We start from the raw sequence: 25,689 nt of genomic DNA, 5'->3' as shown, positions 1-25,689 counted from the left end.
TGGTTTTTTATCAAATTAATCCACCTAGAAATAGAGGAAATGGTTGGCAACGGTTTAGTATAACCAAAGTTGTACTCTGCTAATTTATTACCTCAAGCTTTTCCATTTTTTTCTCAGTTATCATTCTATACTGAAAAATATCTTCAATAGTAACAACCGTCATATTATGCTTGTTTGCAAATTCACAAATTTCAGGAAGTCGTGACATTGTGCCATCAATATTTGTTAATTCACACAAAACAGCAACATCTCTTAAACCTGATATTTTCATTAAATCTATGCTTCCTTCTGTATGACCTCGTCTTTTAAAAACGCCATCACTTTGCGCTAATAGAGGAAATACGTGACCTGGATGTGATAAATCTTCTGGTTTAGCTTTTTCTGAAATAGCTGTTTTTATTGTTTGTAATCTATCCTTTGCCGATACACCTGTAGTTACTCCTTTTTTTGCTTCAATTGATATGGTAAATGCTGTTTGGTTTTTACTTGTATTATTAGTAACCATTGGTTTTAATTGAAGACTTTTACTTTTTTCTTCAGTTAAACAGAGACATACTATTCCACTACATTCTCGGATCATTAAAGCCATATCTTTTTCTGTCATTTTTTCGGCAGAAAAAATAATATCACCTTCATTTTCTCTATTTTCATCATCTACAAGTAATATTCCGAAACCTTGTTGTAATTTTTCAACAGCATTATTAACTCTTTCTACGCTGTTTTTTCCAAATGTTTTTAAACTATTCATCTTTGCTACTTTTAAATTATTAGTATTAATTCTTCTGAGCAAAGTGTACAGCAATATAATACACAACTGATTTATATCAATTGCATAGTTAAGTGATAGACTTTTTCTTCTCTCATCCAGACTTTAACTGTCGGTTTTGGAGTTTCACCAAATCAGTCCTTTTTCAAGGAGTCGCGGACTTTTACCGCCGGTAGAGAATTGCACTCTGCCCCGAAGAAATTCAACTCAAAATTAGTAAATAATTTTCTATTTTAATGAGGATATCAAAACTTTGGGATTTTTTTTGCATTGCACACAAAGTTTGTGTATAGAAATAGTAACTGACTGCGTAGCGCTTTACTTTTAAGTTATCAAGAAAGCTGAAGCGGGATAAAACTCTTGAATTTACGGCTATTATTTTTATACATTATTGGTAACAGTTTGTTTTTTAAAGTAAATAAACAATAATGACAATTTTTTAACTATTTAATCTTTGACTAAATAAATATCAGGTATTTTTAATGAGAATAAATATTAAAGAACTGTTCTGTATCTTTAAATGTTTTGTATTCCCAAAATCCAACAAACTTCAGAAAAGTATGAGAAGTCTAATCCTCCAACCGAAATAGCCTTGTTATTATAGCGTCCGTCTTTTCCATTGTATTTATTTGATAAATCTGTTGCAAGCTGCCATACTTCAATCAACTTTTGATTTATGATTTTATCATTTCAATAGGTATATTCAGGGTCACGAAATCCAGGAGTTCCATTTCCAACAGTATTTCCATCGGAAATTTTCTGATCGTTAGAATTTTCTTTTACAAATTGAAGACTCTCCGTAGAAGTGGGGTTTTCATTCCAATCGCTATGTTGTATTACATGAATACGTTTTGAAACATTTATTTCAGGTAAGTCTAATTGAATAGCTTTTATTAGTCTAGCCGTAAAATCAGATTGACCTGCTTCTGCAATCCAAATATTCCCTTGCTTTATAAGCGTTTTTAAGGCAATAACCTTAACTTTTTCAATTGCGTCTTTAAAATTTTCAATTGCGTCTGTCCAGTTATTTCCAAAGGAGAGTTGAAATAAATCATTAGACGGAACATATAAACCTTCCTGAGTGTCATATGTACCGGCAACTGCATGGTATTGTGTTTTTGAAAATTCGGGATCAGACATCAAAGTTACTAAGGCAGCTACAGTATGAAGGTCATCTACATCTGTTTTACAATCAAATTGTACTAGATAATAAATCTCTTTCTTTTTAGCAACTGATTTAGTAAACAGAAACGAACACAAGAAAAAATCCTGAAGGAATTTTCCAAATAAGTACTTGCCATAGCAATTAATTATACACGTTGGCAGTAGTTTTTATTTTAAATTTTCGAGTAATTTATATTTTTTATTTATAAGTTCTGATCTCTTTTTACCTACAGGTTCTGTTATTAGTTTTGATTGAATTTTAATTAATGTATTAGCGAAACTATAAAATGTTTCCGTTTTGGTAAAGTTTTCGATCCATTTAGCGAAATCATTGAGTTCTTCTTGGCTTTTCGAATATTTTAAATTTTCTACTAGGCTTGAGCATTCCCAATTTGAATTTTCAGATTTACTAAAATCTAGTATGTCATTTCCTAAAAATATATCAATTAAATAATTATTAGAATAAAATGTTTCCAAGGCTTTTTTTTCAGCTAGGTGGATTTTCTTCTTTTTGAAAAGTGTAATTGTCCATTCAAAAAGAAATATTGGAAATCCAGAGTCTTCAGGAAAATTTTTATCAAACCAGTTAAAGTATCTCAAAGCTCCTGAATAATCGTTTAATTTTAAATATAATTCTGGTGGCAGATATCTAAGTCCTCTACCGTCATGATAAAATCCGCCCCAATGCTTTTTGTCTGCTGCAAGTTCACGTTTTATTTTTCCGATTTTATTTTTTATTCTTTCAATCTGTTTTGGGGTCATTTTTTGTTCAGAATTTAATCATGTTTAACGTTAATTTCATTTTTGACATTCAGTTAATTAGCTTTTTTGTAAATCTAATAATTTTATCAAAATTCCGATAGGCTTTTACTGGTAAGCTTAAGGAATTACCGTTTTTTTTGCATGTGGAATTATTGCTAAGGTTGTTGCCAATAGTTTTTTATTCCGATTTCTTACTTATTTCTCGTTTGTAAAATGAATTCAAAAAGGTTTCATCGTATTCCACTCGATTTAACACAGTTTGTTTCATTTTCCTGAATTCATATTCTATATCCTCAACGTTATTCAATTCGAAGTCAAATAGATAAGAATCTCTTTCAAACACACTATAGTTTTTCTTGTTTTCTTTGTTCAAGGTCTCACTATATCTTCTATTAAAATATTGAGTTGCATAATATTTACCATTGTCATTAATTTGAGAATAAGTACAAATATTTTCCTCTTTAATAGTTGTTTCAACTATATCTTTATGGTTCTAATATCCTTCGAAATGTTTTTTAATTTCATCCTTTTTAAGTGTAGTTTCCCGATTTTCAACCACTTTCGTAATTGCAAAATTTTCTTTGGTTAGTTGCGTGTTTGAGCAACTAATTTAGTAAACAGAAACGAATACAAGAAAATCTCGAAGGAATTTTTCAAATAAACAACGACCAAAGCAATTAATTATAGATGGCATTGTGGTGTCGTTTTTTATTCTATTCATAACTATGTTCAACTCGGGTTGCATAAAAGTCATTGGTTGTTTTCAATAAGGCTAAAACTTCGGTTTCTATAAAAACCTGAAGATCTGTTAAATAGAAGTTAATTAAGATGAAAATAAAAGTTAATTAAGGTTTAATTAAGATAGCCTTCTTATTTAACTACTAGTTTTGGGTTATAACATAAAAACAATCTTACCATGAAAAAATTATTACTTACAAGTCTTATTTTAGTTTTAGCAATATCAAGTTTGAGTGCTCAAACCGAATTTGGAGTTAAATCAGGATATTTTAAATCTTTAAGAGAAACTAATACATCATTTGAAGGTGATGGATTAAAAACTGACAAAAATTATAATGATGGTTTCTACATAGGTGCATTCGTAGAATTTTCCATTTCTGAAAGATTTTATATTCAGCCTGAAGTTACTTATGTGAAAATTAAAAATGATTTTGACCAACTTCAAATTCCTATTTTAGCTAAGTATAGAATCGGAAAAAAGTTTAAGGTATTGGCTGGTCCAAATTTGGGATTTTTATTAAACACTAATGAAAATTTTCATTCTTATAATCTTGGTGTTTCTTTAGGTGTATCCTATGATATTACAGATAGGCTTTCCATCGAAGCAAGGTACAATTTAGCATTGTCAAATTCTCTAAAGGATGATTTTAGTTCATCGTCTGATTTATTCGCTGAATTTAATGGATTCCAGTTTGGTCTAGTTTATAGATTTGACTAAAAAATATTACTTTATTTAGGGAAGAGGGAATTAATAAATTATTATTGTCCGACAATTTACTTTACAAGTCAAACTCCAAAATCCGTTGTCTATTTTTTTCCTTTTCCCTAATCGTGAAAGTTAAATCTTTCCAACCTTCTCTAAATACATTGTTTTCCCCATAAGAGACATATTCTGCCGACTTCGTCAACACAATATTCAGCTCTGGCCTATCGGCGAGCCGAATACTTAGTTATTAGCCACAGTTTTTCTTTCAGAATATATTTTCCATATAAAATAAGTAAGTCCTAAAAACCTAACTGAATAATTTAGTGACTTTGACCAACTGAATCGTGATAGAAGTTTATAATATGAATAATCTAAGTCAGTATTGTTATAAAAGTATTGTGTAACTAAAGACGTGTTTGCCATAGTTAAAAATATTAGTAAAATACCCACAGTTAATAGAATATAAATTATCTTTTTAGAAGGGTTTTTGTTTTTTAATATTTGATTATATACTGATACAAAGATTAAAACTGAATTTAATCCAAATATGATATTAATGCTTAATATTATAAATTCATTTTCTATTTTCAAGAGTGTGTATATAGAAGTAAGAATTGAAGTCAAAAGCAGATAGACCCTTTCAAAGACTAAATAACATAATACACTTGATATCTCAATTATTAAAAAGTCAGATTTGTTTTTTTGATTATCTCTTTCATAAACTCTTATCTTTTGCATAAGTATAATTAGTATGAAGGGAGAAAAATATAAGTATAAAACACCTTACTTTTTAAAGCTTAATAGTCACTGGTGTTTGAAATTAAATACCTTTCAACTATGTGTTTTTGGGAGGAATGATGAAGTTTTTGCTGTATGAAAAAAATATACAGAAGAAGGAAAAGCACTTTAATTGATTGAGTTGAAAACTTAATGTTTGTTCTTTGTAAGAAAAATATTTTAAATTTGTTTCTCAATAGATTTCATGAAGCCAATTATTCCAAACGTTGTTTTTATTGTATTAATAGTTTTGTCAACTCTATATTTGACATTCTTAACTTCTAAAGGAGGATTAACAAACAATAAGTATAAAGGATTTTTAAAAAGAATTACCTATAGAGGGAAATTAGTTTTTGTAGTGTCATTATCTATGTCATTGATATTAATTGTTCAAGATTACAATAATTCTAATTTAAACAGAAATGGAGAGTTATTACTTCATGAAGAACAATTTCAAAGAGATTCTTTGATAACAGATGGAATTAAAAAAGGGGTTGATGATTCTAGAAAAAAATTGTTTAAAGATGTATCTGAAGCATTTGCAAATCAAGGGTTAAGAATTGACACATTAAATAAACGTATAGAGAATATAGTAACTACAACAAATATTCTTCCCGTTGAAAAAGACCCTATTCTTCATTTAGATATGGGAGGTAAAGGGATTCATATAATTATGTATGAAAATGATCCTTATTTTAGGGTAGATTTTAGGTGTGATGATGCTGGTTCGACAAATTTCAATATTAAAAGTTACGTTTTAATTCAATTTGAAAATGACAATTATATTCTGGAAAAGCCATATCTATTTTATAAATCCTTAAAATTATCTAACACTTCAACAGCTAGTATGCCTTTAAGTAAAACTGTTGAGAATGTTAAAGAAATGTATTTATATATTTCGGGGACATATACCAATTTAAGTCAATCCAAAAGTTATAATATAGACGATGTTTACCGTTATGAATCTATGACAAAGAATACTAGGGGAATGGTTTTTTCTGATAAGCAAAGAGTTATAAACTTAATAAATCAAGCATTAAAAAAAGATAAATAAAAAATTATCAATTAATAGAATACGTTATTTTCGAAAAGTGATTATTGAATCGATTAAAAATTTTATTTAAAATCCACTTATAATGAAATTTTATATTTTATGTTATTCGGACTTGTTTTTTTCCAAAACTCTATATTTTATAGATGTTTTTGAAGATTTAGGTAGTTCAGTTTTGTTTACTGAACAACCAATATTTAAACCCAAAATCAATATTAATATCAGAAATTAATTCATTTAATCTTGGTGTTTTCAAATGTTTTACAACAATCGAATATAGTTAATAGCCATATTCACACCATAAGGGTAATATAATTATATTTTAATCTATATTAATGATTTATTAAAATTCTAGTTTTGTTTTAAGCTTATTTAAGATGGAAATATGTGAAAGAGATAGGGTTATATAAAAATAATAAAGCTTCCTTTTTAAATCATCAAAAAGGAGGAATACGTTAAAGATGATATTAATATAGTCTCGAATCAAGTTCATCTAAAATCGAATTAATTACTAATTTTCAGAAGAAAATATAATTAACAAAGAGCAACCTTCAAGTTAATTATTCTGTTTAATAAACTGTTAGGCTCAGCAGTGTATTCTTTTATTATAGTTACATTTAAATAATCAAACAATTTTCTTAATCAACACTTCAGCAATTCAGTACAAAAAAGTATCTTTGAAACATTCAAAAATCAACAGATGAACGTACATTTTATAGCCATTGGCGGCTCGGCCATGCACAATTTAGCCTTAGCGCTTCATAATAAAGGATATCAAGTAACAGGGAGCGACGATACAATTTTTGAACCTTCTAAATCTAGATTGGAAGCAAAAGGTTTGTTGCCAGAAATGTTTGGTTGGTTTACTGAAAAGATATCGGAAAATCTAGATGCTGTTGTTTTAGGAATGCACGCGAAAGCCGATAATCCAGAGTTACTAAAAGCACAAGAATTAGGCTTAAAAATATATAGTTATCCAGAGTTTTTATACGAACAATCTAAAAATAAAACCCGTGTAGTTATAGGTGGAAGCCATGGTAAAACGACCATTACTTCCATGATTTTACATGTAATGCATTATCATGATCGTGATGTTGATTATATGGTTGGTGCACAATTAGAAGGTTTTGACGTCATGGTGAAACTTACGGAAGACAATGATTTTATTGTTCTTGAAGGAGATGAGTATTTAAGTTCGCCAATAGATAGACGTCCAAAATTTCATTTATATAAACCTAATATTGCTTTATTGAGTGGTATTGCTTGGGATCATATTAACGTGTTTCCTACCTATGAAAATTATGTAGAGCAATTTAGCATATTTGTAGACTCTATTGTAAATGGTGGAAGTGTAAATTACAATGAAGAAGATCTTGAAGTAAAGCGGGTAGTAGAAGCCAGCGAAAATACGATTAGAAAAATAGCTTACCATACTCCAGAATATACTGTGGAAAATGGTGAAACCTTTTTAGAAACACCCGAAGGGCCATTACCAATAGAAGTTTTTGGTAAACACAATCTTAATAATTTGGCAGGTGCAAAATGGATTTGCCAACACATGGGTATTGATGAAGATGATTTTTACGAAGCCATTGCTACTTTCAAAGGAGCTAGCAAACGTTTAGAAAAAATAGCAGAAAGCAAAAATAGCGTAGCATTTAAAGACTTCGCGCATTCGCCGAGTAAAGTAGAAGCTACTACAAATGCGGTAAAAGAACAATATGCGAACCGAACTGTGGTTGCTTGTTTAGAACTACATACATATAGCAGTTTAAATGCTGAGTTTTTAAAGGAATATAAAGGCGCTCTCGATGCTGCAGATGTTGCTGTGGTGTTCTATTCTCCACATGCCGTAGAAATTAAAAAACTTGCGGCAGTAACTCAAGAACAAATAGCTGCGGCTTTTGAGCGAAAAGATTTAATTATTTATACTAATCCAGATGATTTCAAAACATTTCTTTTTGATCAGAATTTTGAGAATAAAGCATTGCTTTTAATGAGTTCGGGGAATTATGGGGGTTTAGATTTTGATGCTGTAAAAGCTTTGATTGAGTAGCTTTGTAGTTTAAATATAAATTTATATACGTTTAAAACAGTGCCATTTTATAATTATAAAATGGCACTGTTTTTACATAGCGACTAATTTTTTAATGCTTTTAGAATTACAAATTTGTTTAAACTGGAGTTTCTCGCATAGTACATTTATTACTAATAAAAACCAAAGAAGATTTCGTTTTACTTTATCGATGTATAGCTGTTTTTAAGGCCTTAACGAAAGAATTGTTTGCAAAAAGTTTTTTATTACAAAATTTCGCTTTAATTTAATGGCTATCTTTTCTTACATACAAGGGGAAGGGTTTCTTTTTTTAAGAGCCTATTACTAAAAATCTATACATGAAAGTTAATCAAATTTCGTTAAACGAAAACAATTGGTCTCATGGTTTGGCTTCAATAACTGTTGATCCAAATTTAATATTACTTTTTGTGTCACCAGACTTCACCTTAAAACAACAAGTTTTATCGCAATTAAATAGAGATTACCCAAAAAGCACGATAATAGGTTGCTCTACGGCTGGAGAAATTTCGGATGTTACCGTAAAAGATAAATCAATATCTCTAACAGCTATTCAATTTAACAAAACATGCTTAAAATTGGTTTCAGTAAAAGTAGACCAAATGGAATATAGCCAAAAAGCAGGCGAAAAAATTGGTATTATGCTTAATCAAGATGGTTTAAAACATGTTATGGTTTTAAGCGATGGATTAAATATTAATGGTGCCGATTTGGTAATGGGGTTAAAATCTAATTTACCAAATATTAGTATTACAGGAGGTTTAGCTGCAGACGGAGAGGATTTTGGGAATACTTTTGTAATTAGAAATAATGAGATGTTAGAAAAAACAGTTTTAGCTTTAGGCTTTTATGGTGATAGTCTTAAAGTTAATTATAGTTCCAAAGGCGGATGGGATGGTTTTGGAATTGAGCGGTTGGTAACAAAAGCTGATAAAAATGTTTTATACGAATTGGATGGAAAGCCCGCATTAAAAATATATAAGCATTTATTAGGTGAGGATGCCAAAAAACTACCAAGTTCAGGTCTTTTGTTTCCTGTAAGTATGAGGCAAGGAGGAAGTGCCATTGCTGTAGTTCGAGGTATTTCTGGTATTAGCGAAGATGATCAAAGTTTAGTTTTTGGTGCTAATATTCCAGAAGGAGCCTATTTACGCTTAATGAAAGGTAATATTGATAAGTTGATTACTGGGGCAGAGGAATCGGCCATTTCTGTTAGTCAAGGTGTAAAAGAGACTTTAGAATTAGTGATATTAATTAGTTGTATAGGCCGCCGTTTGGTCTTAAAGCAATTGGTGGAGGAAGAAATTGATGTGGTTCGCCATATAGTAGGCGATAATCCAAAAATAACAGGGTTTTATTCTTACGGAGAAATTGCTCCATTAAGCGAGTCTTTATGTGAACTACACCACCAAACTATGACTATAACAACGCTTTGGGAATGTTGAATAAAGATTACCATAGATTGTTAAAGCGACAGCTTACAAAAGCAGGTTTTAACACAATAGATAATCCCGAGATGGTTAGTTTTATACAAACCGTAAATGCCGCATATAATAGTTTTGATAAAGATATTTATCACCTAGAAAATGTTTTGGAACTTAGTTCTACAGAGCTTTTTGCACTAAATGAAGAATTAACTAAGGAGCGTGATAACACGAAATCTAAATTAGAACATGTTGTAGACCATATTGGTGGAATAATATTTGAAACTGATCTTGAAGGAAACTTTACTTACTTAAATACAGCTTGGGAGAAATATATAGGATATTCTTTAAAAGAGACATTAGGACGAAATTATAAAGAGTTTATTCCGAAAAAAAATGTAGAAGAAAACAAAAAGCATTATAATTTTTTCAATAAAAAGAATACCGTTTTTATATTTAAATTACTACGGGATAATAAAACCATGTGGTTTGAATTAAGAGCGAAGCTTTTTAAGAACGCAGAAAAAAAAGCATCTGGGTTTATAGGCACTATAACCGATATTACTAATTTAAAAGAAACAGAAATAGAGCTTCATAAAGCGAGTATTTCTAAAGATGAGTTTCTATCAACCATGTCTCACGAGATTAGAACACCATTAAATGCCGTTACAGGCTTGTCTAATATTTTGTTAATGGAAGATTATTTGCCAGAGCAGGTCGATACGCTTAAGGCTTTAAAATATTCTAGTGAACATCTGCTTGGTTTAATAAATGATTTATTAGATTTTAATAAAATTAAATCGGGTAAGGTTGATGTTGTTGAAAAAGAATTCAGTTTAATTTCTTTTTTAGATCATATAGTTGATCAATTTTCTTTACAAGCTATTAAAAAAGGAATACGTTTTGAGTTGATTAAGGAAAATGAAATACCCGAAAATATTATAGGTGATAAACTTGTGCTTACTCAAATAATCCAAAATTTATTAAGCAACTCGTTTAAGTTTACCAAAAAAGGAAGTATCACTCTTAGTGTTAAAAATCAAGGTGTTATTAATGATATAATTACGCTTGGATTTAAGGTTATAGATACTGGTATAGGGATAACTAAAAGTAGGCAAGTAACTATTTTTGAAAGTTTTGTACAGGCAAGTTCAGAAATTGCTGTTAAATACGGTGGCACAGGATTAGGACTTTCTATTTGTAGACGATTATTGCGGTTTAAAAATAGTGATTTACAGCTTAGTAGTAAATTAGGTAAGGGGTCAACATTTTTCTTTAATATAGATTTTAAGATAAATAATAAAAGTAGTTCTCTAGTCAATAATAAAGTAAATTTAAAACCCGTATTTAAATCATTAAATATAAATGTATTAGTTGCTGAGGATAATAAAATGAATGTTCTTATCTTAAAGAAGTTCTTTTTAAATTGGAATGTGAATTTTACTGTTGTTGAAAATGGTGAAGAGGCTTTCAAGCTATTTAAAAAAGACCAATTTGATTTCGATTTGGTGTTAATGGACTTGCAAATGCCTATCTTAAATGGTTATCAGGCTACAAAGCGTATTAGAAAATTAGAAGATCCTATAAAAGCTAATATTCCAATTATTGCTTTAACCGCATTAGCACAAACCGATGTGAAAGAAAAAACAGAACTTTATAAAATGAATGGGTTTATGGGAAAACCCTTTGAACCAAACAAACTCTATGCCCTTCTAGAAGTATATAGTCGTTCTTCCTAGTTTAAAAAAGCATGTTACTTTATGTTTTACAAAGGTTTTTTTTAAATTCGAAAAAACTAGTTTAAAAAAAATATGTAGATTTATCGAATGGTGGATAAAAAAGAAACGTTTTCTATAAAAAATTGGAGTCAAGACGATCAACCACGTGAAAAATTATTATACAAAGGTAAATCTGCTTTAAGTGATGCTGAATTGGTTGCTATTTTAATAGGTTCAGGAAATCGAGAAGAAAGTGCTGTTGCCTTATGTAAACGGATTTTGGCTAGTACCGAAAATAATTTAAGTGCCTTAGGTAGGCTTTCCATAAAGCAACTTATAGGATTTAAGGGAATAGGAGAAGCCAAAGCCATAAGTATTATTGCTGCTCTAGAATTAGGGAGAAGAAGGCGAGGGGAAGAAGCTCTTGAGAAAAAGAAAATAACTTCAAGTAAATCTGTTTTCGAGCTCATGCAACCTATAATTGGTGAACTTGAGCACGAGGAATTTTGGATTATTTACTTAAATAATTCAAACAAGGTTATTCATAAAAATCAGTTAAGTAAGGGCGGGATTACCGGCACTTTAGTAGATGTGAGATTAGTACTTAAAAGCGCTCTCGAAGTAGGTGCTTTGGGGCTAATTCTCTCTCACAATCATCCATCTGGGACATTAAAGCCTAGTGAAGCCGATAAAAATATCACTGAAAAATTAAAAATTGCCGCACAAAGTTTAGATATAAAAGTGCTAGACCACTTAATTATTACCGAAAAAGCATACTTTAGTTTTGCAGATGAAAATATATTGTAGATTGTCATTTTTAAAAAAATGATTTTCATTAAATATTTGCGTTTTAAGTTCGAAGTATAAAAAACACAGGAGTAAAACGGAAATTAGAAACAATTTGAAATGAGGATTAAAAAGTTATGTTATTAGTATATACCCATAAAATATCACCACGATTAAAGTATGTTTTTAAACATATATGTACAAGAGTATTAGGTATCGAGGTCACTTTTACCACTAAAATCGAAAGTTTTATTGCGCACGATAGTATTAAAATGTCGTACACAAAACAGCCACTTGGTAATGAGTTTTTTATAAAAAGTAACGATTTATTATTTGAGCAAGGTTTAAACGATATCGATATTAATATTATGGATTGGGGACATAGCAAATGCTTTTTTTTCAATGGAGATAAAAGTGCGATTCCTTTTGATGTTTTTGCAGCCTCATTTTATTTGCTGTCTAGGTACGAAGAGTATTTGCCACATGTAAAAGATGAGTTTGGCAGGTTTACAGCATCGGAAAGTTTAGGTTTTAAACATAAGTTCCTCCACCAACCTGTTGTAGATATTTGGGCCTATAAATTTAAAGAAGCTTTAGAGAATCAATTTCCAGATTTCGAATTTCCTGTAAAAACATACAGGATAAAGCCTGTAATAGATGTGCCTAATCCGTATTGCTATAAGTTAAGCGGTATTATGCGAACTTTTGGAGGGACAATAAAAGATGTTTTAAAATTAAGATTAAAAAGTCTTTATATGCGTTTTATGGTTCTCATGAACTTTAAGCACGACCCGTTCGATACTTTTAAATATTTTATAAATAAGCAAAAACAATCAAAGTTTAAGTTTGTTTTCTTCTTCTTATTAGGTGAGTATTCTACTTACGATAAAGGAGCTAATCCTAACAATAAGGCATTTATATCGCTAATAAAACATATAGGAGACTATAGTGATGTGGGGTTGAAGATATCTTTTTTGGCTATTGATGATGCCGATATTTTGAAAAAGGAAAAAATAAAAATCGAAGAAATTATCAATAGGCCATTAAGAGCTTCGAGACAATCTTTTTCTAAATTAAATTTACCCGAAACTTATAGGAATTTAATTGAGTTAAATATAAAGGAGGATTATACCATGGGTTATATAAACGAAATAGGATTTAGAGCCGGTTCGTGTACACCTTTTTTGTTTTACGATTTAGATCATGAAGTACAAACACCACTTAAAATTTGTCCTTATCACGTTATGGATTTTGCTTTGCTCAAAAATAAATCTTTATTAGATAAAAAGAGAGTTTTGAACAATGTGATAAATGAAGTTAAAAGAGTTAACGGTGAGTTTGTTCCTGTTTTTCATAATTATACTTTGGGAGATCTTGCTATATGGAACGGCTTTAAGGAATTGTTTAATGTTATTTTAGATTCAGTAGATAATGAAAATTAAAAATATTACAGATGTATTTTTCGATTTAGATCATACACTTTGGGATTTCGATAGAAACTCTGCACTTACATTCGAGAAAATATTCGAAATAAATAAAATAGAGGTTGAAATAAATCAGTTTTTGGAAAGCTATGTTCCTATAAATTTAAAATACTGGAAACTTTATAGAGAAGACAAAGTATCTAAAGAATCTTTGCGTTTTGGTAGATTAAATGAAGCTTTTTCGGTTTTAGGAGTTGAGGTAGAACACGGTTTGATTAATAAGCTGTCCGATGATTATATTGAATATTTATCAAGCTTCAATTACCTGTTCGATAATACTTTAGAAATTCTTGATTATTTGAATGAAAATTATCGATTACATGTCATTACCAATGGTTTTGACGAAGTTCAGCATAAAAAAATGGCGAAATCGAATATTTTGCACTATTTTGAAACTGTTACAAACTCTGAAATGGTTGGTGTAAAAAAGCCCAATCCTAAAATTTTTAAACATGCTTTGGAATTAGCTAATGCTAAAGCAGAAAATAGTATTATGATTGGTGATAGTTTCGAAGCCGATATTATCGGTGCAAAAAACATAGGTATGGATGTTATTTTTTTTGATATAAATAACATAGTTTTAGAAGAAGATATAAAACAAATAAGTGAGCTTTTGAGTTTAAGGCATTATTTATGATACTCATATACACTAAGGAACGTTTTAAAACCGTTTTAACTCAATATGATAAAAAATATAAAAAGTAAAATAAGTTTATTGCTCGTTATGGGGTTAATAGCGATGTCTTGTACGGAAGCTATAGATCTAGATCAAGTTAATGATTTAGTTTTAACACCAGCGGTAGAAGCTAGTTTAGTTTATTTCGATGAACCTGCAAGTCGTTTTATAGATAGTGGTGCGAATGCTAGTACTATTCAAGATTTTATATCTGTAGAGCTTTTTAACGACCAATTTATTGCTGATAATTTAGAAAAAGCAGAGTTTGTTTTTGAGACTAAAAATACAATAAATAGAATTTTTGAATTACAAGTAGATTTTTTAGATGATACAGGTACGGTACGGCATACTATTATAGTAAATGAAGATGCTGCTCCCGATAATACAGATAGCACAACTACTTATATAGAAGCTTTTGAGGGGAGCTCACTTACTGCCTTAAAACAAACAGTTACTATCAATTTTTCATTACGTTTATTACCAGGAGAAACTATAGACGAAAACACACCTGGAAGAATTCAGTATATATCGTATGCGTCATTTTATTTTAACATAAGCAAATAGAGATATGCGGAAACTAATTTTAGTGTTTACATTACAATTATGCTTGTTTTCGTTTTCTCAAAACAAACAATTGCTTTATGGATTTTCAGAAATTCCACAATCCCTGCTACAAAATCCGGGGGGTAAAGTAACTAACGATTGGTATGTGGGTATTCCTTTGCTTTCACATATTCATTTTAATGCAGGAGTAGTAGGAAGTACGGTTTATGATGTTTTTGCAGATAATAATGTTGATTTTAATGTAAAATTTAGAAAAGCTGTTAATAGCATGGATTCAAACGATTTTTTTAACATCAATCAACAATTAGAAATTTTTTCGGGAGGTTTTGCTTTTGGTAGTAGTTATCAAAAAAACAAATATATAAGTTTTGGGATGTATCAAGAATTTGATATTATTATGTATTTCCCTAAAGATTACGCTACACTTGCAATAGAAGGAAATAAAAGTAATATAAATAGATTGTTTGATGCTAGCGATTTAAGCGTTTCCGCAGAAGCCGTTACTGTGCTTCATGTAGGTTATAACAAAAAGGTGAATGAACAGTTTACTTATGGTGTTCGTGGAAAAATTTATTCAAGTTTAGCAAATATAAATTCAACCCAAAATAAAGGTAGTTTTGTAACCGTTCCTGGCGAAAATAATTATTACGATCACATATTCGATCTCGATTTAAAACTTCAAACTTCGGGAATAGCTAGTTTAACCGATGATGAGAACTCTGACGTAAGTAATGATATTGATGAATTTAAAAAAAGGATTTTATTAGGAGGTAATTTAGGCTTGGGCGTAGATTTAGGTTTTAATTATCAATTAACCGACCAATGGAGTGTTGATGCAAGTTTACTTGACGTTGGGTTTATAACCCATTCTAAAGATGTTGAAAATTATGCTATTAAAGGTAAGTACACTTATAATGGAATAAATCCACTTTTTTCTGAAGCGGAAAATGGACAAACGGCAGATGAATACTGGAGTGGTATTGAAGATGAGTTAGACGAAATATTTACAGTAGATACAACTAAAACAAAATACACCAAATGGCGACCTGTAAAATTTAACGCATCCCTTAATTATGCCTTTGGTGAAAAGCAAAGTAAAGATTGTAATTGCACTATAGACGATACCGGTTACCAAAACGCTGTTGGTGTACAACTCTACGGAATAAAACAACCTAAAAGACCTCAAATGGCTTTAACGGCTTATTATTACAGACGCGTGTTTAATGGTTTGCGCTTAAAAGCTTCATATACGGTAGATTCTTATTCGTTTAATAATCTCGGGCTTGGCATGTCGGCACACATTTGGGGCGCCAATTTTTATGTTATGGCCGATAATTTATTGCAATATAAAAATGTATATGATGCGCAAAGTGTATCTTTACAATTAGGATTTAATTATATATTTAATAAGAAATGAAAACTAGATTTTTAACCACAATTTTTGCTTGTTTATTTATAGCAAGTGCATTCTCTCAAACCGAATTAGATAATTACAAGTACATTATAGTTTCTAAGAAATTCGATTTTTTAAAATCTGCCAATCAATATCAATTGAATGATTTATCGAAATTTTTACTTAACAAATATGGTTTTCAAGCATTAATTGAAGGTGATGCTTATCCAGAAGATTTATCCAGAAACCGATGTTTAGCGCTAGATGCCGATGTGCAGAAAGAGCCAGGTATGTTTAAAACGAAGCTGAAAGTAGAACTAACTAACTGCAATGACAAAATAGTTTATACTTCTAAAATTGGTGAAAGTCGTGAAAAAGAATACAAAAAATCTTATACAGAAGCTATTCGTGATGCCTTTTCTTCGTTTGAAACTTTAGGGTATAAATATATGCCTAAAGCAGGTGCCTTATCTGCTTCAGAACCTAATGTTACCGTAACACCTGCTACATCAAATGAAATAGAAAAATTAAAAGAAGAAATTAAAACGCTTAAAGAAGAAAAAGTGGTTGAGGTTGTTGAAACAAAAGAAGTTCTGGTAGAAACTCCAATTGCTATAACGGAACAAGTAGCGATTACTGAGGTTTCAGCGTCTGGTGTTTTATATGCACAGGCTATTAAAAATGGATTCCAGTTAGTAGATAGTTCTCCAAAGGTACTTTACCGTATGTATAACACGCAATTAAGTGATGTGTTTTTAGTTGAAAATAAATCGGCTATTATCTTTAAGAAGGATAATAAATGGTTCATTGAGCATCATGAAAATGGCTCATTAAAACTCAATCTTTTAAATATTAAGTTTTAAAAAATCTAAAACATTTATATTCAAGTCCGGTTAATTATTAGTCGGTGATAAAAAAAACAGCAACAATATTTTATAAAATATTGTTGCTGTTTTTTTATTTAATAATATCTTTTAATTTTTAAAACCAATTTCATTTAAAAATTTCAAACTAAAACAATGAAAATATTATTTACATCATTCCTTTTTCTCTATTGTTTTAATGCTATTTCTTAAGACGGTAAGCCAAGAGAGATTAGTTTTTCTGTAAAAGAAGAGAAGGCCATATTTACTGGTTGTGAAAAAATTAGTTTAGGTTATAAACGAGATGCGTGTACAAATCAAAAGATTTATGAATTTATCAGTAAGCATATTGATCCTGAAATTGCTGTAAAGGAAGGGCTAAAAGGTAGACATCGTGTTAGAGTATTTATTACGATAGACGAAAACGGAAAGGTTTCTAAATTAGAATCAAATTCTGATAACAAGAAAATTACTAAAGCCATCAAAAAAACATTTAAAAAATTCCCAAGGATGATACCTTATAAAATTAGGAATAAACCAACATCTACCAGACTAATTCTTCCAATAACCTTCATGGGAATATCATAAGGTTTCAGTAAAGTTTCTATATTAAAAGCCTTGTTTTGTGGTGTTAAATTTCATGCAAAAAATTAAATTTTTCTTAAATATAAGTTTTTAAACGTCTAAACTTTTGTTTGTAGCGTAAATCCGGTATTACTTCAATTTAATATCAACTTATTATATGGAATTTAAAACAGACACAAATACTATAATTAATACTTCAAATAAATCATTTACTAGTAAGTTAAATAATCTATTCCATAGTAACGGAAAGACAGGAAGCCCTCAAAACCGAATTGTATTAGCAAGTACGTTTTTAACGTTACTTTTAGGCGTTTGGTTTTTTTCTGTTTTTCATAACGATTTCGAAGAGTTTAACTTAGTAAATATGGGGTCTACGCTAGGTGTTACTTTTGTTTTCACTGCAATGGCATTATTTATTTACAGGGCTTTGTTTTTTATCTATACCGGATATAATTATTTAAAATATAAACCAGTTGAATCTGTTGTAGATTATGAACTCCCTACGGTTACAGTAATTGTACCAGCTTACAATGAAGGTAAACAAGTTTGGGATACTTTAATGAGTTTAGCAGAAAGTGACTATCCTGAAAATAAAATGCAACTTTTAGCTATAGATGATGGTAGCTTAGATGATACTTGGAGTTGGATGCAAAAAGCCAAAGAAAAACTTGGGGATCGTCTTGAAATATGCAAGCAACCAGAAAATAAAGGAAAACGTCATGCTTTATACCGTGGTTTTCATTTAGGTACAGGAGAAATATTTGTAACCGTTGATAGTGATTCTATTGTAACGGAAGATACGCTTAGAAACTTAGTTAGTCCATTTTTAGAAGATGAAGATTGTGGAGCTGTTGCTGGTAATATTAGAGTTTTAAACAATAAAAAAGCAATATTACCAAAAATGCTCGATGTAAGTTTCGAGTTTGTTCGTTCTGCAGAAAGCAATTTAAAATCGGTTTTATGTACACCTGGCGCATTAGCAGCCTATAGAGCTAAAGCTGTTTTTAAATGTTTACCAGAGTGGATTAACCAACAGTTTATGGGACAACCATCGGATATTGGGGAAGATCGAGCTATGACCAACATGATTTTAAAACAAGGTAAACATGTATTGTTTCAAAAAAATGCAGTAGCTTATACCAATGTGCCAGAGGAATATTTAGGCTTATATAAAATGTTTATCAGATGGGGACGTAGTAATGTGCGCGAAAACTTAGCAATGGCTAAATATGTATTTACAGATTTTAGAGAAGGACCAAAATTTGGAACAAGATTATTGTTTATTAGTCAATTTTCGAAACTGTTAATGAGTTATCCATTATTAATTTTTATGCTGTTTTTTGTACTAGTTCATCCTTTATTATTTTTAGGGTCTACACTAGTAAGTATTTTGATTTTATCAACATTTTCGTTGTTATTCTTTACAAAACAGTATAAAACATCTCAAGGTTTTTGGGCATATACATATAGTATTTTGTACACTTTTGGTTTGTTCTGGATAACACCATACGCTATAGCAACAGCCAATAGAAGAGGCTGGTTAACACGTGGTTTAGCCGAGAAGAAATAAGTAAAGTAATACTTTTAATAATATACAATCCTGTTGGGCTTTTATAGTCCGGCAGGATTTTTTGTTTAGAGAAGTTTTTTTAATAACCGTATTTATCCTTCCAACGTTGCTTTAAAAAGTCGCGGTGTGCATTTTCTCGAGCATTGTTTCCAGGTTCATAAAACTTGGTATTTTCAATCTCTTTTGGTAAAAATTCTTGCTCAGCAAAATTATTTTTGTAGTTGTGTGCGTATTTATAATTATCGCCATAACCAAGCTCTTTCATTAGTTTGGTTGGCGCATTCCTAAGTTCAATAGGCACACCCAAATCTCCAGTTTGTTTTACTAATTGTTGGGCGTTTCCAATAGCCATATAAGCCGCATTACTTTTTGCCGAACAGGCTAAATAAGTAGCGCATTGGCTAAGTATAATTCGCGATTCTGGATGCCCAATAGTGCTCACAGCCTGGAAGGTATTATTAGCAATAACCAATGCCGTAGGGTTGGCATTCCCAATATCTTCAGATGCCGAAATAAGCAACCGTCTAGCAATAAATTTCACATCCTCACCACCTTCAATCATTCTAGCCAACCAATAAACAGCTCCGTTTGGGTCGCTACCTCGAATAGATTTTATAAAGGCCGAAATAATATCATAATGTTGCTCACCCGTTTTATCGTAGCGCGCCGTATTGTTCTGCACTCTGTCTAAAACCACTTCATCTGTAATGATAATTTTATCTTCGCCAAAACTATTTACAAGCAACTCGAAAACGTTTAATAATTTCCGTCCATCACCACCCGAAATGCGTAACAAAGCACTTGTTTCTTTTAAGGTAATGTCTTTTTTAGATAGAAAGGCGTCTTTTTCAATAGCACGCGTCAGCAACGTTTCTAAATCCGTTTTATCAAAAGCATTTAAAATATATACTTGGCAACGCGATAAAAGTGCCGGAATCACCTCAAAACTTGGATTTTCAGTAGTGGCACCAATAAGTGTAATCCATCCCTTTTCAACCGCTTGTAACAACGAATCTTGCTGAGATTTACTAAACCTATGGATTTCATCAATAAATAAAATAGGATTTTTTGTAGTAAATAATCCACCACTTTGTTTGGCTTTATCAATAACCTCTCGAATATCTTTAACGCCCGAGTTTATGGCGCTCAATGTGTAAAACGGACGCCCAGATTCGGCAGCAATTATATTCGCCAACGTGGTTTTTCCCGTGCCGGGTGGTCCCCAAAATAACATCGACGGAATTAATCCCTGTTTTATATGTTGTGTTAATGCTCCATTTTTGCCCACCAAATGTGCTTGACTCACGTAGTCTTCCAAAGTATGTGGGCGTAATCGTTCTGCTAAAGGTGCGTTCATAACTGTAAAATTAAAGTAAATTCTCGTCAAATTAGAATACTTCAATAGCCAATTTTTACATTTTTTGGGCGTGCCCCGAAAAGGGTCGGGCTTTCACTACTCGCTCCTCCTAAGGTCGGGAGCTCAAACATACCGTTCAATCCCTCACGCGAGCCAATCTGCCAATTTAGCACATCACCATAAGTTGGTTAATTATTTGCTATATTCATCATCATGAAAGAGCACGAACATTTTAAATTCTCACCAGGAGTTATTGCATACCCGGTGTTTTTTGTGCTTATTATTTGGCTCGTATTCTGGTTCGAAGTCCGTTTCGGATTCAATTTAAGTAAATATGGCATCTATCCACAAACCTTAAAAGGACTTCGAGGTATTGTTTTTAGCCCGTTTTTACACGGTAATATCGAACATATTTACCATAACACTATTCCGCTTTTTGTGCTATCCACAGCGTTGTTTTATTTTTATCGCCCAATAGCTTGGCGTGTTATATTGTTAGGTATTCTAATATCAGGATTTTTAACTTGGTGTATTGGGAGACCTTCATACCATATTGGAGCGAGCGGACTCATTTATGTTTTAGTGAGTTTTACCTTTTTTAAAGGCGTATTTGCAAAACATTATAGACTTATTGCATTGTCGCTTTTAGTTATTTTTCTTTATGGTAGCATGATTTGGTATGCCTTTCCTTTAGAAGATGGTGTGTCTTGGGAAGGTCATCTTTCTGGATTAATAACAGGTTTAGCCTTTGCACTTTTCTTTAGAAAAGAAATAGCAAAACCAAAGGGATACGCTTGGGAACAAGAAAATTATAACGAAGAAAACGATCCGTTTTTACAACATTTTGATGAAAACGGAAATTTCGTAGAAACTCAAGAAGAACCAGAAGCAGAGGAGGAGCCACTAACAATAACTTATATTTTTAAAGAAAATAAAGAATTATAGCCACTATCAATATTTTTAGTGTTCATTTTTTTCAGCTGCATTAATAAGTTTTAATGCAGATTTAGCTAGCCCGCTTTCTGGAAATTCCATTAGTGTTTTTTCGTAGTAAACTTTAGATTTTTTTCCATTACCAATTTGTCCATAACAAAAACCAATATTTGCTAATGCCATCTCTGGGTAAGACATTTTAGAAGGACTTAATAGAATTATAATACGATACTTGTCAATCCATTCATGTTTTTTGAAAAAAGCATAACTATTTTCAAAGTAGGGTATGGCTTCTTCAAATTTCTCTAATTTAGTTTCCTTTACACCTTTTCTATGATCTCTAGGTATAAAATTTCTTAATAAATAGGAAATTAATAAATAGGTTAAAGCTCCATAAAAAATGCCGTTTTTAGGATCTAATAGATACCAAAGAAGTATTATCACACCCATTATTAAAAAATGAATAACCGATGCGATCCAGTTGGTTTGTTTTATTATTGGTGTTTTCGAACTCATTAAAAGTAGAATAGCTTTATTTTACCATTCTCTGTCTAACAGCTTCATATAAAAAAGCACCACAAGCCACAGAAACGTTTAGCGATTCAATTTCACCTAATAGAGGTAATTTTGCTTTAGCATCAACAACTTTTAAAGTTGAAGGGTTAATTCCTCGACCTTCCGAGCCCATAATAATGGCACAAGGTTCAACAAAAGAAACATCGTAAATAGTATCGTTTGTTTTTTCGGTTGCAGCAATTACTTTTATATCCGATGCTTGCATGTAGAATACAGCATCTTTAATATGGTCTACTTTACAAATTGGGATTTTAAACACAGCGCCAGCACTGGTTTTAATAGTGTCGCCATTTACTGGTGCGCCACCTTTTTTCTGAATAATTATACCGTTAACCCCAGTACATTCAGCCGTACGGATAATAGCACCAAAATTACGCACATCACTTATTTGATCGAGCAATAAAAAGAGAGGTGTTTTTCCCGATTGCTTAACCTCTTCAATTAAAGTTTCCATATCATGGAATTCAATTGGAGATATTTGGGCAACAGCACCTTGGTGATTTCCTTTGGTTAATCTATTCAGTTTTTCTACAGGAACATAAGATTTGTTAACCGATTTTTTATTCAATAAAGATTCTAACTCATTAAATAAATCGCCGTCCAACCCTTTTTGAAGAAATACTTTATCAATAGTTTCGTTAGCGTTTATGGCTTCAATAATGGCTCTAATACCAAAAATTTGTGTTTGTTCTTGCATGATGCAAAGGTATAAAAAAAGCCGTCTTAAATGGTGTGTGTTTTATAAATCATTCTTCAAAATAATAGAAAAATCTTGTTCTTAAATGTTAAAGAAAGAGAAACAGGTAAATTGAACTTTAGTTTTTTGTAATTTTGCGCAGTGATAAAATTATTTTTACATAAATGCTTTTCGATACTAATGACATTTTTAGTATTATTTTCAACGGTATCTTTTACCATTGAAAAGCACTTTTGTGGCGATGTTTTAATTGATGTGTCTTTGTTTTCTGAGACTCAAAAATGCGGCATGGATTCCGGAGTAATTCTGAAAAATAAATCCTGTTGTAAAGATGAGGTTGATGTTGTAAAAGGGCAAAAAGAATTAAAATTTTCATCTTTCGATGATTTAGATTTTAGCCATCAGCAGTTTATTACAGCTCTAAGTTTTTCGTTTATTAATCTTTTTGATGGTTTAGAAAAACAAATTATTCCTCATAGAAATTATTCTCCACCCAATTTGGTTACCGATATTCTGGTATTAGACCAAGTTTTTATTATTTGATAAACCGGATCATTGTTTTTTCCGCGAAAGCGTATAATTCATTACGCGCTAGAATTACTCAAATAAATTCAAAAAATAACACATACTTATAAAGTTACGGGTGTTTTTTGTCTACAAAAAAACTTTTTTCTTGAAAACAGCATTGTGATTGTTATGCTAATTATGACTGTTTAAAGGATTGATGTTTTCAAAATTCTTATAAAAATAAATATGAAAAATATAATATATATCATGTTATACTTTCCGATAGTTCTGTTTTCGCAAGAAAAATTAACAGGAACTATTTTGGAAGCAAACGAAAATAATTCGCCACTAGGCTTAGCGGGAGCTAATGTATATTGGCTTAATACGAGTATTGGTGCGGTTACTAATATTGATGGTGAATTTAGTTTGCCTTATGAAACTAATTATAAAAAATTGGTGGTAAGCTATGTGGGTTTTAAAACGGATACAATTTTAGTGAATTCCGCTAAACCTATTAAGCATTGGTTAAACCCAACAAGTGATTTAGATGTGGTTACATTAACATCTAGAAATCAGGCTACTTCTAAATCTTATATGCAATCGCAGAATGTGTTTACGGTTAGTAGCGACGAGCTTTTAAAAGCGGCTTGCTGTAATTTGGCCGAAAGTTTTGAAACCAACCCGTCTATAGATGTTAATTTTGCAGATGCCGTTTCTGGTACGCGACAAATTAAAATGCTCGGACTTACAAGTCCTTATATTTTGATTGCAACAGAAAATATACCATCTATTCGTGGAGCATCGCAAGCTTTTGGATTAAGTTTTATTCCAGGAACTTGGGTAGAAAGTATACAAATTACCAAAGGAGCCGGTTCTGTGGTTAATGGTTACGAAAGTATTGCAGGCCAGATTAATGCTGAATTGGTTAAGCCAACTACAGATAGTAAGCTTTTTGTAAACTTGTTCGGAAATATTGCTGGGCGTTTTGAATTGAATACGCATATTAACACCCAAGTGTCCGATAAGTGGAGTACAGGGTTGTATATACACGGAAATACGCATAACGAAAAACATGATGTTAACCATGATAATTTTTTGGATATGCCACTCTATAACCAGATAAACGTGATGAATCGTTGGCAGTATACAGATTTGGAAAAAGGATTTGTGAGTTTTATAAACTTGAAGGTTTTAAACGACGAAAAGCAAATGGGGGAAATTAATTATAATCCCGATACAGATAGGCTAACATCAAGCCACGTTTTAACGGGTAATGAAGTTTGGGGAAGTGAAATTAATACAAAGCGTTACGAGGTTTCAGCAAAGTTGGGTTATGTAAATCCAGAAATTCCGTACCAAAGTATTGGAGTTCAAACAGCATTTAGTCACCATGTTCAGGATTCGTATTTCGGATTGAATCAATATGATATTACACACAATAGTTTGTATGCGAATGCTATTTATAACACTATTATTAGCGATTCTAGGCATAAGGTAAAAACAGGAGTTAGTTATACTTATGATCATTATGATGAGCTGGTTAATTTAACAGATTATGGACGCAAGGAACATTCGGTTGGTGCTTTTTTTGAATATAATTTTGACAATTTAGATAAATTGAACTTAACCGCTGGCTTGCGTGTTGATCATCATAATCTTTTAGGTAACTTTGTAACACCACGAGTACATGCGCGCTATACACCATGGGAGAAATCGGCTTTTCGAGCTTCTTTTGGACGAGGCAAGCGAAGTGCTAATATTTTTACCGAAAATCAGCAAATGTTTGCAACTTCTAGAAATATAAATATTTTAAGTTCGGGAGGAAATATATACGGCTTGGATCCCGAAGTGGCATGGAATTACGGCGTATCATACCTTCAAGGGTTTAATTTATTTGGACGAAAAGCAGATATTACTTTAGATTATTATAAAACCGATTTTAAAAATCAAGTAGTTGTGGATTATGAAAATCCTCAGGAAATAAGTTTTTATAATTTGGAAGGGAAAAGTTATGCTAATAGTTTTCAGGTAGAATTAAATTACAACATATTTGAAAGTTTTGATTTACGTTTGGCTTACAAATTTTATGATGTTAAAACCGCTTATAAAGCTGGAGAGTTAGAAAAACCGCTAGTTCCAAAAAATCGTTTTTTTGCAAATGCATCATACGAAACACTTAAGAAGGGTGAAAACAGTTCGCATTGGAGATTCGACGCTACTTTTAACTGGATAAGCCAGCAACGTTTTTCATCTACATTATCAAATCCTTTGCAATACCAGTTACCCGAATACTCGCCAACGGTTGGAACTTTAAACGCACAAATAACACATGTGTTTTCTCCAAAGTTTGAAGTCTATTTAGGTGGCGAAAATATAACTAATGTTAGGCAAGATAACCCTGTTCTGGGGGCAGACGATCCATTTGGACCTAATTTTGATTCAACTTTTGTTTATGGTCCAATTTTTGGTTCTAATTACTATATGGGATTACGATTTAAAATAATTTAATAAAGAACAA

23 protein-coding genes and 1 riboswitch are annotated in these 25,689 nt (G+C 31.2%); of the genes, 16 read left to right on the top strand and 7 right to left on the bottom strand.

Annotated elements, in window-relative coordinates; translation table 11 throughout:
• Positions 1-79: 79 nt before the first annotated feature.
• The 4 genes from ribB to GQR97_RS02895 form a co-directional block, all read right to left on the bottom strand.
• Positions 80-748: a 3,4-dihydroxy-2-butanone-4-phosphate synthase gene (gene ribB, locus GQR97_RS02910; RefSeq protein ID WP_158845084.1), complete on the bottom strand. Its 669-nt coding sequence runs from the start codon at positions 746-748 to the stop codon at positions 80-82.
• A 100-nt stretch (positions 749-848) separates the two neighbouring features.
• Positions 849-970, bottom strand: a riboswitch (FMN riboswitch).
• Between the two features lie 312 nt (positions 971-1,282).
• Positions 1,283-1,432, bottom strand: coding sequence for a hypothetical protein (locus tag GQR97_RS02905; protein WP_158845081.1), 150 nt, complete (start codon positions 1,430-1,432; stop codon positions 1,283-1,285).
• A 24-nt stretch (positions 1,433-1,456) separates the two neighbouring features.
• The gene (locus GQR97_RS02900; RefSeq protein WP_158845078.1) at positions 1,457-1,906 is read right to left on the bottom strand and encodes a hypothetical protein; all 450 of its coding nucleotides are present in this window, start codon (positions 1,904-1,906) and stop codon (positions 1,457-1,459) included.
• 192 nt (positions 1,907-2,098) lie between these two features.
• Positions 2,099-2,692, bottom strand: a complete 594-nt coding sequence (locus GQR97_RS02895; RefSeq protein WP_158845077.1) for a hypothetical protein — start codon at positions 2,690-2,692, stop codon at positions 2,099-2,101.
• A 916-nt stretch (positions 2,693-3,608) separates the two neighbouring features.
• Here GQR97_RS02895 and GQR97_RS02890 point away from each other — a divergent pair.
• From GQR97_RS02890 to GQR97_RS02835, 13 genes are all read left to right on the top strand, one after another.
• Positions 3,609-4,148 carry a porin family protein gene (locus tag GQR97_RS02890; RefSeq protein WP_158845073.1) on the top strand — a complete coding sequence of 180 codons (540 nt, stop codon included), beginning with the start codon at positions 3,609-3,611 and terminating at the stop codon, positions 4,146-4,148.
• Positions 4,149-5,118: 970 nt separating this feature from the next.
• Positions 5,119-5,967 (top strand): hypothetical protein, encoded by an 849-nt coding sequence (locus GQR97_RS02885; RefSeq protein WP_158845070.1) that lies wholly within the window; start codon positions 5,119-5,121, stop codon positions 5,965-5,967.
• Positions 5,968-6,664: 697 nt separating this feature from the next.
• Positions 6,665-8,020, top strand: coding sequence for a UDP-N-acetylmuramate--L-alanine ligase (locus GQR97_RS02880; RefSeq protein WP_158845067.1), 1,356 nt, complete (start codon positions 6,665-6,667; stop codon positions 8,018-8,020).
• Between the two features lie 338 nt (positions 8,021-8,358).
• Positions 8,359-9,483 (top strand): FIST signal transduction protein, encoded by a 1,125-nt coding sequence (locus tag GQR97_RS02875; protein ID WP_158845064.1) that lies wholly within the window; start codon positions 8,359-8,361, stop codon positions 9,481-9,483.
• Positions 9,477-11,201, top strand: a complete 1,725-nt coding sequence (locus GQR97_RS02870; RefSeq protein ID WP_158845061.1) for a PAS domain-containing hybrid sensor histidine kinase/response regulator — start codon at positions 9,477-9,479, stop codon at positions 11,199-11,201. The genes GQR97_RS02875 and GQR97_RS02870 overlap by 7 nt, the downstream gene beginning before the upstream one ends.
• 87 nt (positions 11,202-11,288) lie before the next feature.
• Complete coding sequence (radC, locus tag GQR97_RS02865) at positions 11,289-11,987, top strand: RadC family protein (protein ID WP_158845058.1); 699 nt, start codon at positions 11,289-11,291, stop codon at positions 11,985-11,987.
• Positions 11,988-12,103: 116 nt separating this feature from the next.
• A complete protein-coding gene (locus GQR97_RS02860; RefSeq protein WP_158845055.1) occupies positions 12,104-13,408 on the top strand; it encodes a polysaccharide deacetylase family protein in 1,305 nt (434 codons plus the stop codon).
• Positions 13,398-14,087, top strand: a complete 690-nt coding sequence (locus GQR97_RS02855) for a YjjG family noncanonical pyrimidine nucleotidase (RefSeq protein ID WP_158845052.1) — start codon at positions 13,398-13,400, stop codon at positions 14,085-14,087. The genes GQR97_RS02860 and GQR97_RS02855 overlap by 11 nt, the downstream gene beginning before the upstream one ends.
• Before the next feature lie 45 nt (positions 14,088-14,132).
• On the top strand, positions 14,133-14,690 hold the full coding sequence (locus GQR97_RS02850) for a hypothetical protein (RefSeq protein ID WP_158845048.1): 558 nt from the start codon (positions 14,133-14,135) through the stop codon (positions 14,688-14,690).
• Between the two features lie 4 nt (positions 14,691-14,694).
• Positions 14,695-16,107: a DUF5723 family protein gene (locus GQR97_RS02845; protein ID WP_158845045.1), complete on the top strand. Its 1,413-nt coding sequence runs from the start codon at positions 14,695-14,697 to the stop codon at positions 16,105-16,107.
• Positions 16,104-16,946, top strand: a complete 843-nt coding sequence (locus GQR97_RS02840) for a hypothetical protein (RefSeq protein ID WP_158845042.1) — start codon at positions 16,104-16,106, stop codon at positions 16,944-16,946. The genes GQR97_RS02845 and GQR97_RS02840 overlap by 4 nt, the downstream gene beginning before the upstream one ends.
• Positions 16,947-17,177: 231 nt before the next feature.
• The gene (locus tag GQR97_RS19935) at positions 17,178-17,534 is read left to right on the top strand and encodes a TonB C-terminal domain-containing protein (protein WP_410488944.1); all 357 of its coding nucleotides are present in this window, start codon (positions 17,178-17,180) and stop codon (positions 17,532-17,534) included.
• A 154-nt stretch (positions 17,535-17,688) separates the two neighbouring features.
• Positions 17,689-19,101: a glycosyltransferase gene (locus tag GQR97_RS02835; RefSeq protein WP_158845040.1), complete on the top strand. Its 1,413-nt coding sequence runs from the start codon at positions 17,689-17,691 to the stop codon at positions 19,099-19,101.
• A gap of 79 nt (positions 19,102-19,180) precedes the next feature.
• Here GQR97_RS02835 and GQR97_RS02830 read toward each other — a convergent pair whose 3' ends face one another.
• Positions 19,181-20,458 (bottom strand): replication-associated recombination protein A, encoded by a 1,278-nt coding sequence (locus GQR97_RS02830; protein WP_158845037.1) that lies wholly within the window; start codon positions 20,456-20,458, stop codon positions 19,181-19,183.
• A 213-nt stretch (positions 20,459-20,671) separates the two neighbouring features.
• On the opposite strand from GQR97_RS02830, the gene GQR97_RS02825 reads away from it, so the two are divergent.
• The gene (locus tag GQR97_RS02825) at positions 20,672-21,403 is read left to right on the top strand and encodes a rhomboid family intramembrane serine protease (protein WP_158845034.1); all 732 of its coding nucleotides are present in this window, start codon (positions 20,672-20,674) and stop codon (positions 21,401-21,403) included.
• Between the two features lie 15 nt (positions 21,404-21,418).
• Here GQR97_RS02825 and GQR97_RS02820 read toward each other — a convergent pair whose 3' ends face one another.
• Complete coding sequence (locus GQR97_RS02820; RefSeq protein ID WP_158845032.1) at positions 21,419-21,907, bottom strand: tetratricopeptide repeat protein; 489 nt, start codon at positions 21,905-21,907, stop codon at positions 21,419-21,421.
• A gap of 16 nt (positions 21,908-21,923) precedes the next feature.
• Positions 21,924-22,664 (bottom strand): 23S rRNA (guanosine(2251)-2'-O)-methyltransferase RlmB, encoded by a 741-nt coding sequence (gene rlmB / locus GQR97_RS02815; RefSeq protein ID WP_158845030.1) that lies wholly within the window; start codon positions 22,662-22,664, stop codon positions 21,924-21,926.
• A 141-nt stretch (positions 22,665-22,805) separates the two neighbouring features.
• On the opposite strand from rlmB, the gene GQR97_RS02810 reads away from it, so the two are divergent.
• Complete coding sequence (locus GQR97_RS02810; RefSeq protein ID WP_410488933.1) at positions 22,806-23,207, top strand: HYC_CC_PP family protein; 402 nt, start codon at positions 22,806-22,808, stop codon at positions 23,205-23,207.
• A gap of 210 nt (positions 23,208-23,417) precedes the next feature.
• The gene (locus tag GQR97_RS02805) at positions 23,418-25,679 is read left to right on the top strand and encodes a TonB-dependent receptor (protein ID WP_158845024.1); all 2,262 of its coding nucleotides are present in this window, start codon (positions 23,418-23,420) and stop codon (positions 25,677-25,679) included.
• The last annotated feature ends 10 nt before the right edge of the window (positions 25,680-25,689 follow it).

The sequence above is a fragment of the Algibacter sp. L1A34 genome, assembly GCF_009796805.1.
Classification (GTDB): domain Bacteria; phylum Bacteroidota; class Bacteroidia; order Flavobacteriales; family Flavobacteriaceae; genus Algibacter.
The sequence above is the reverse complement of the archived record's forward strand: the minus strand, read 5'-3'. Positions and strand labels throughout refer to the sequence as shown.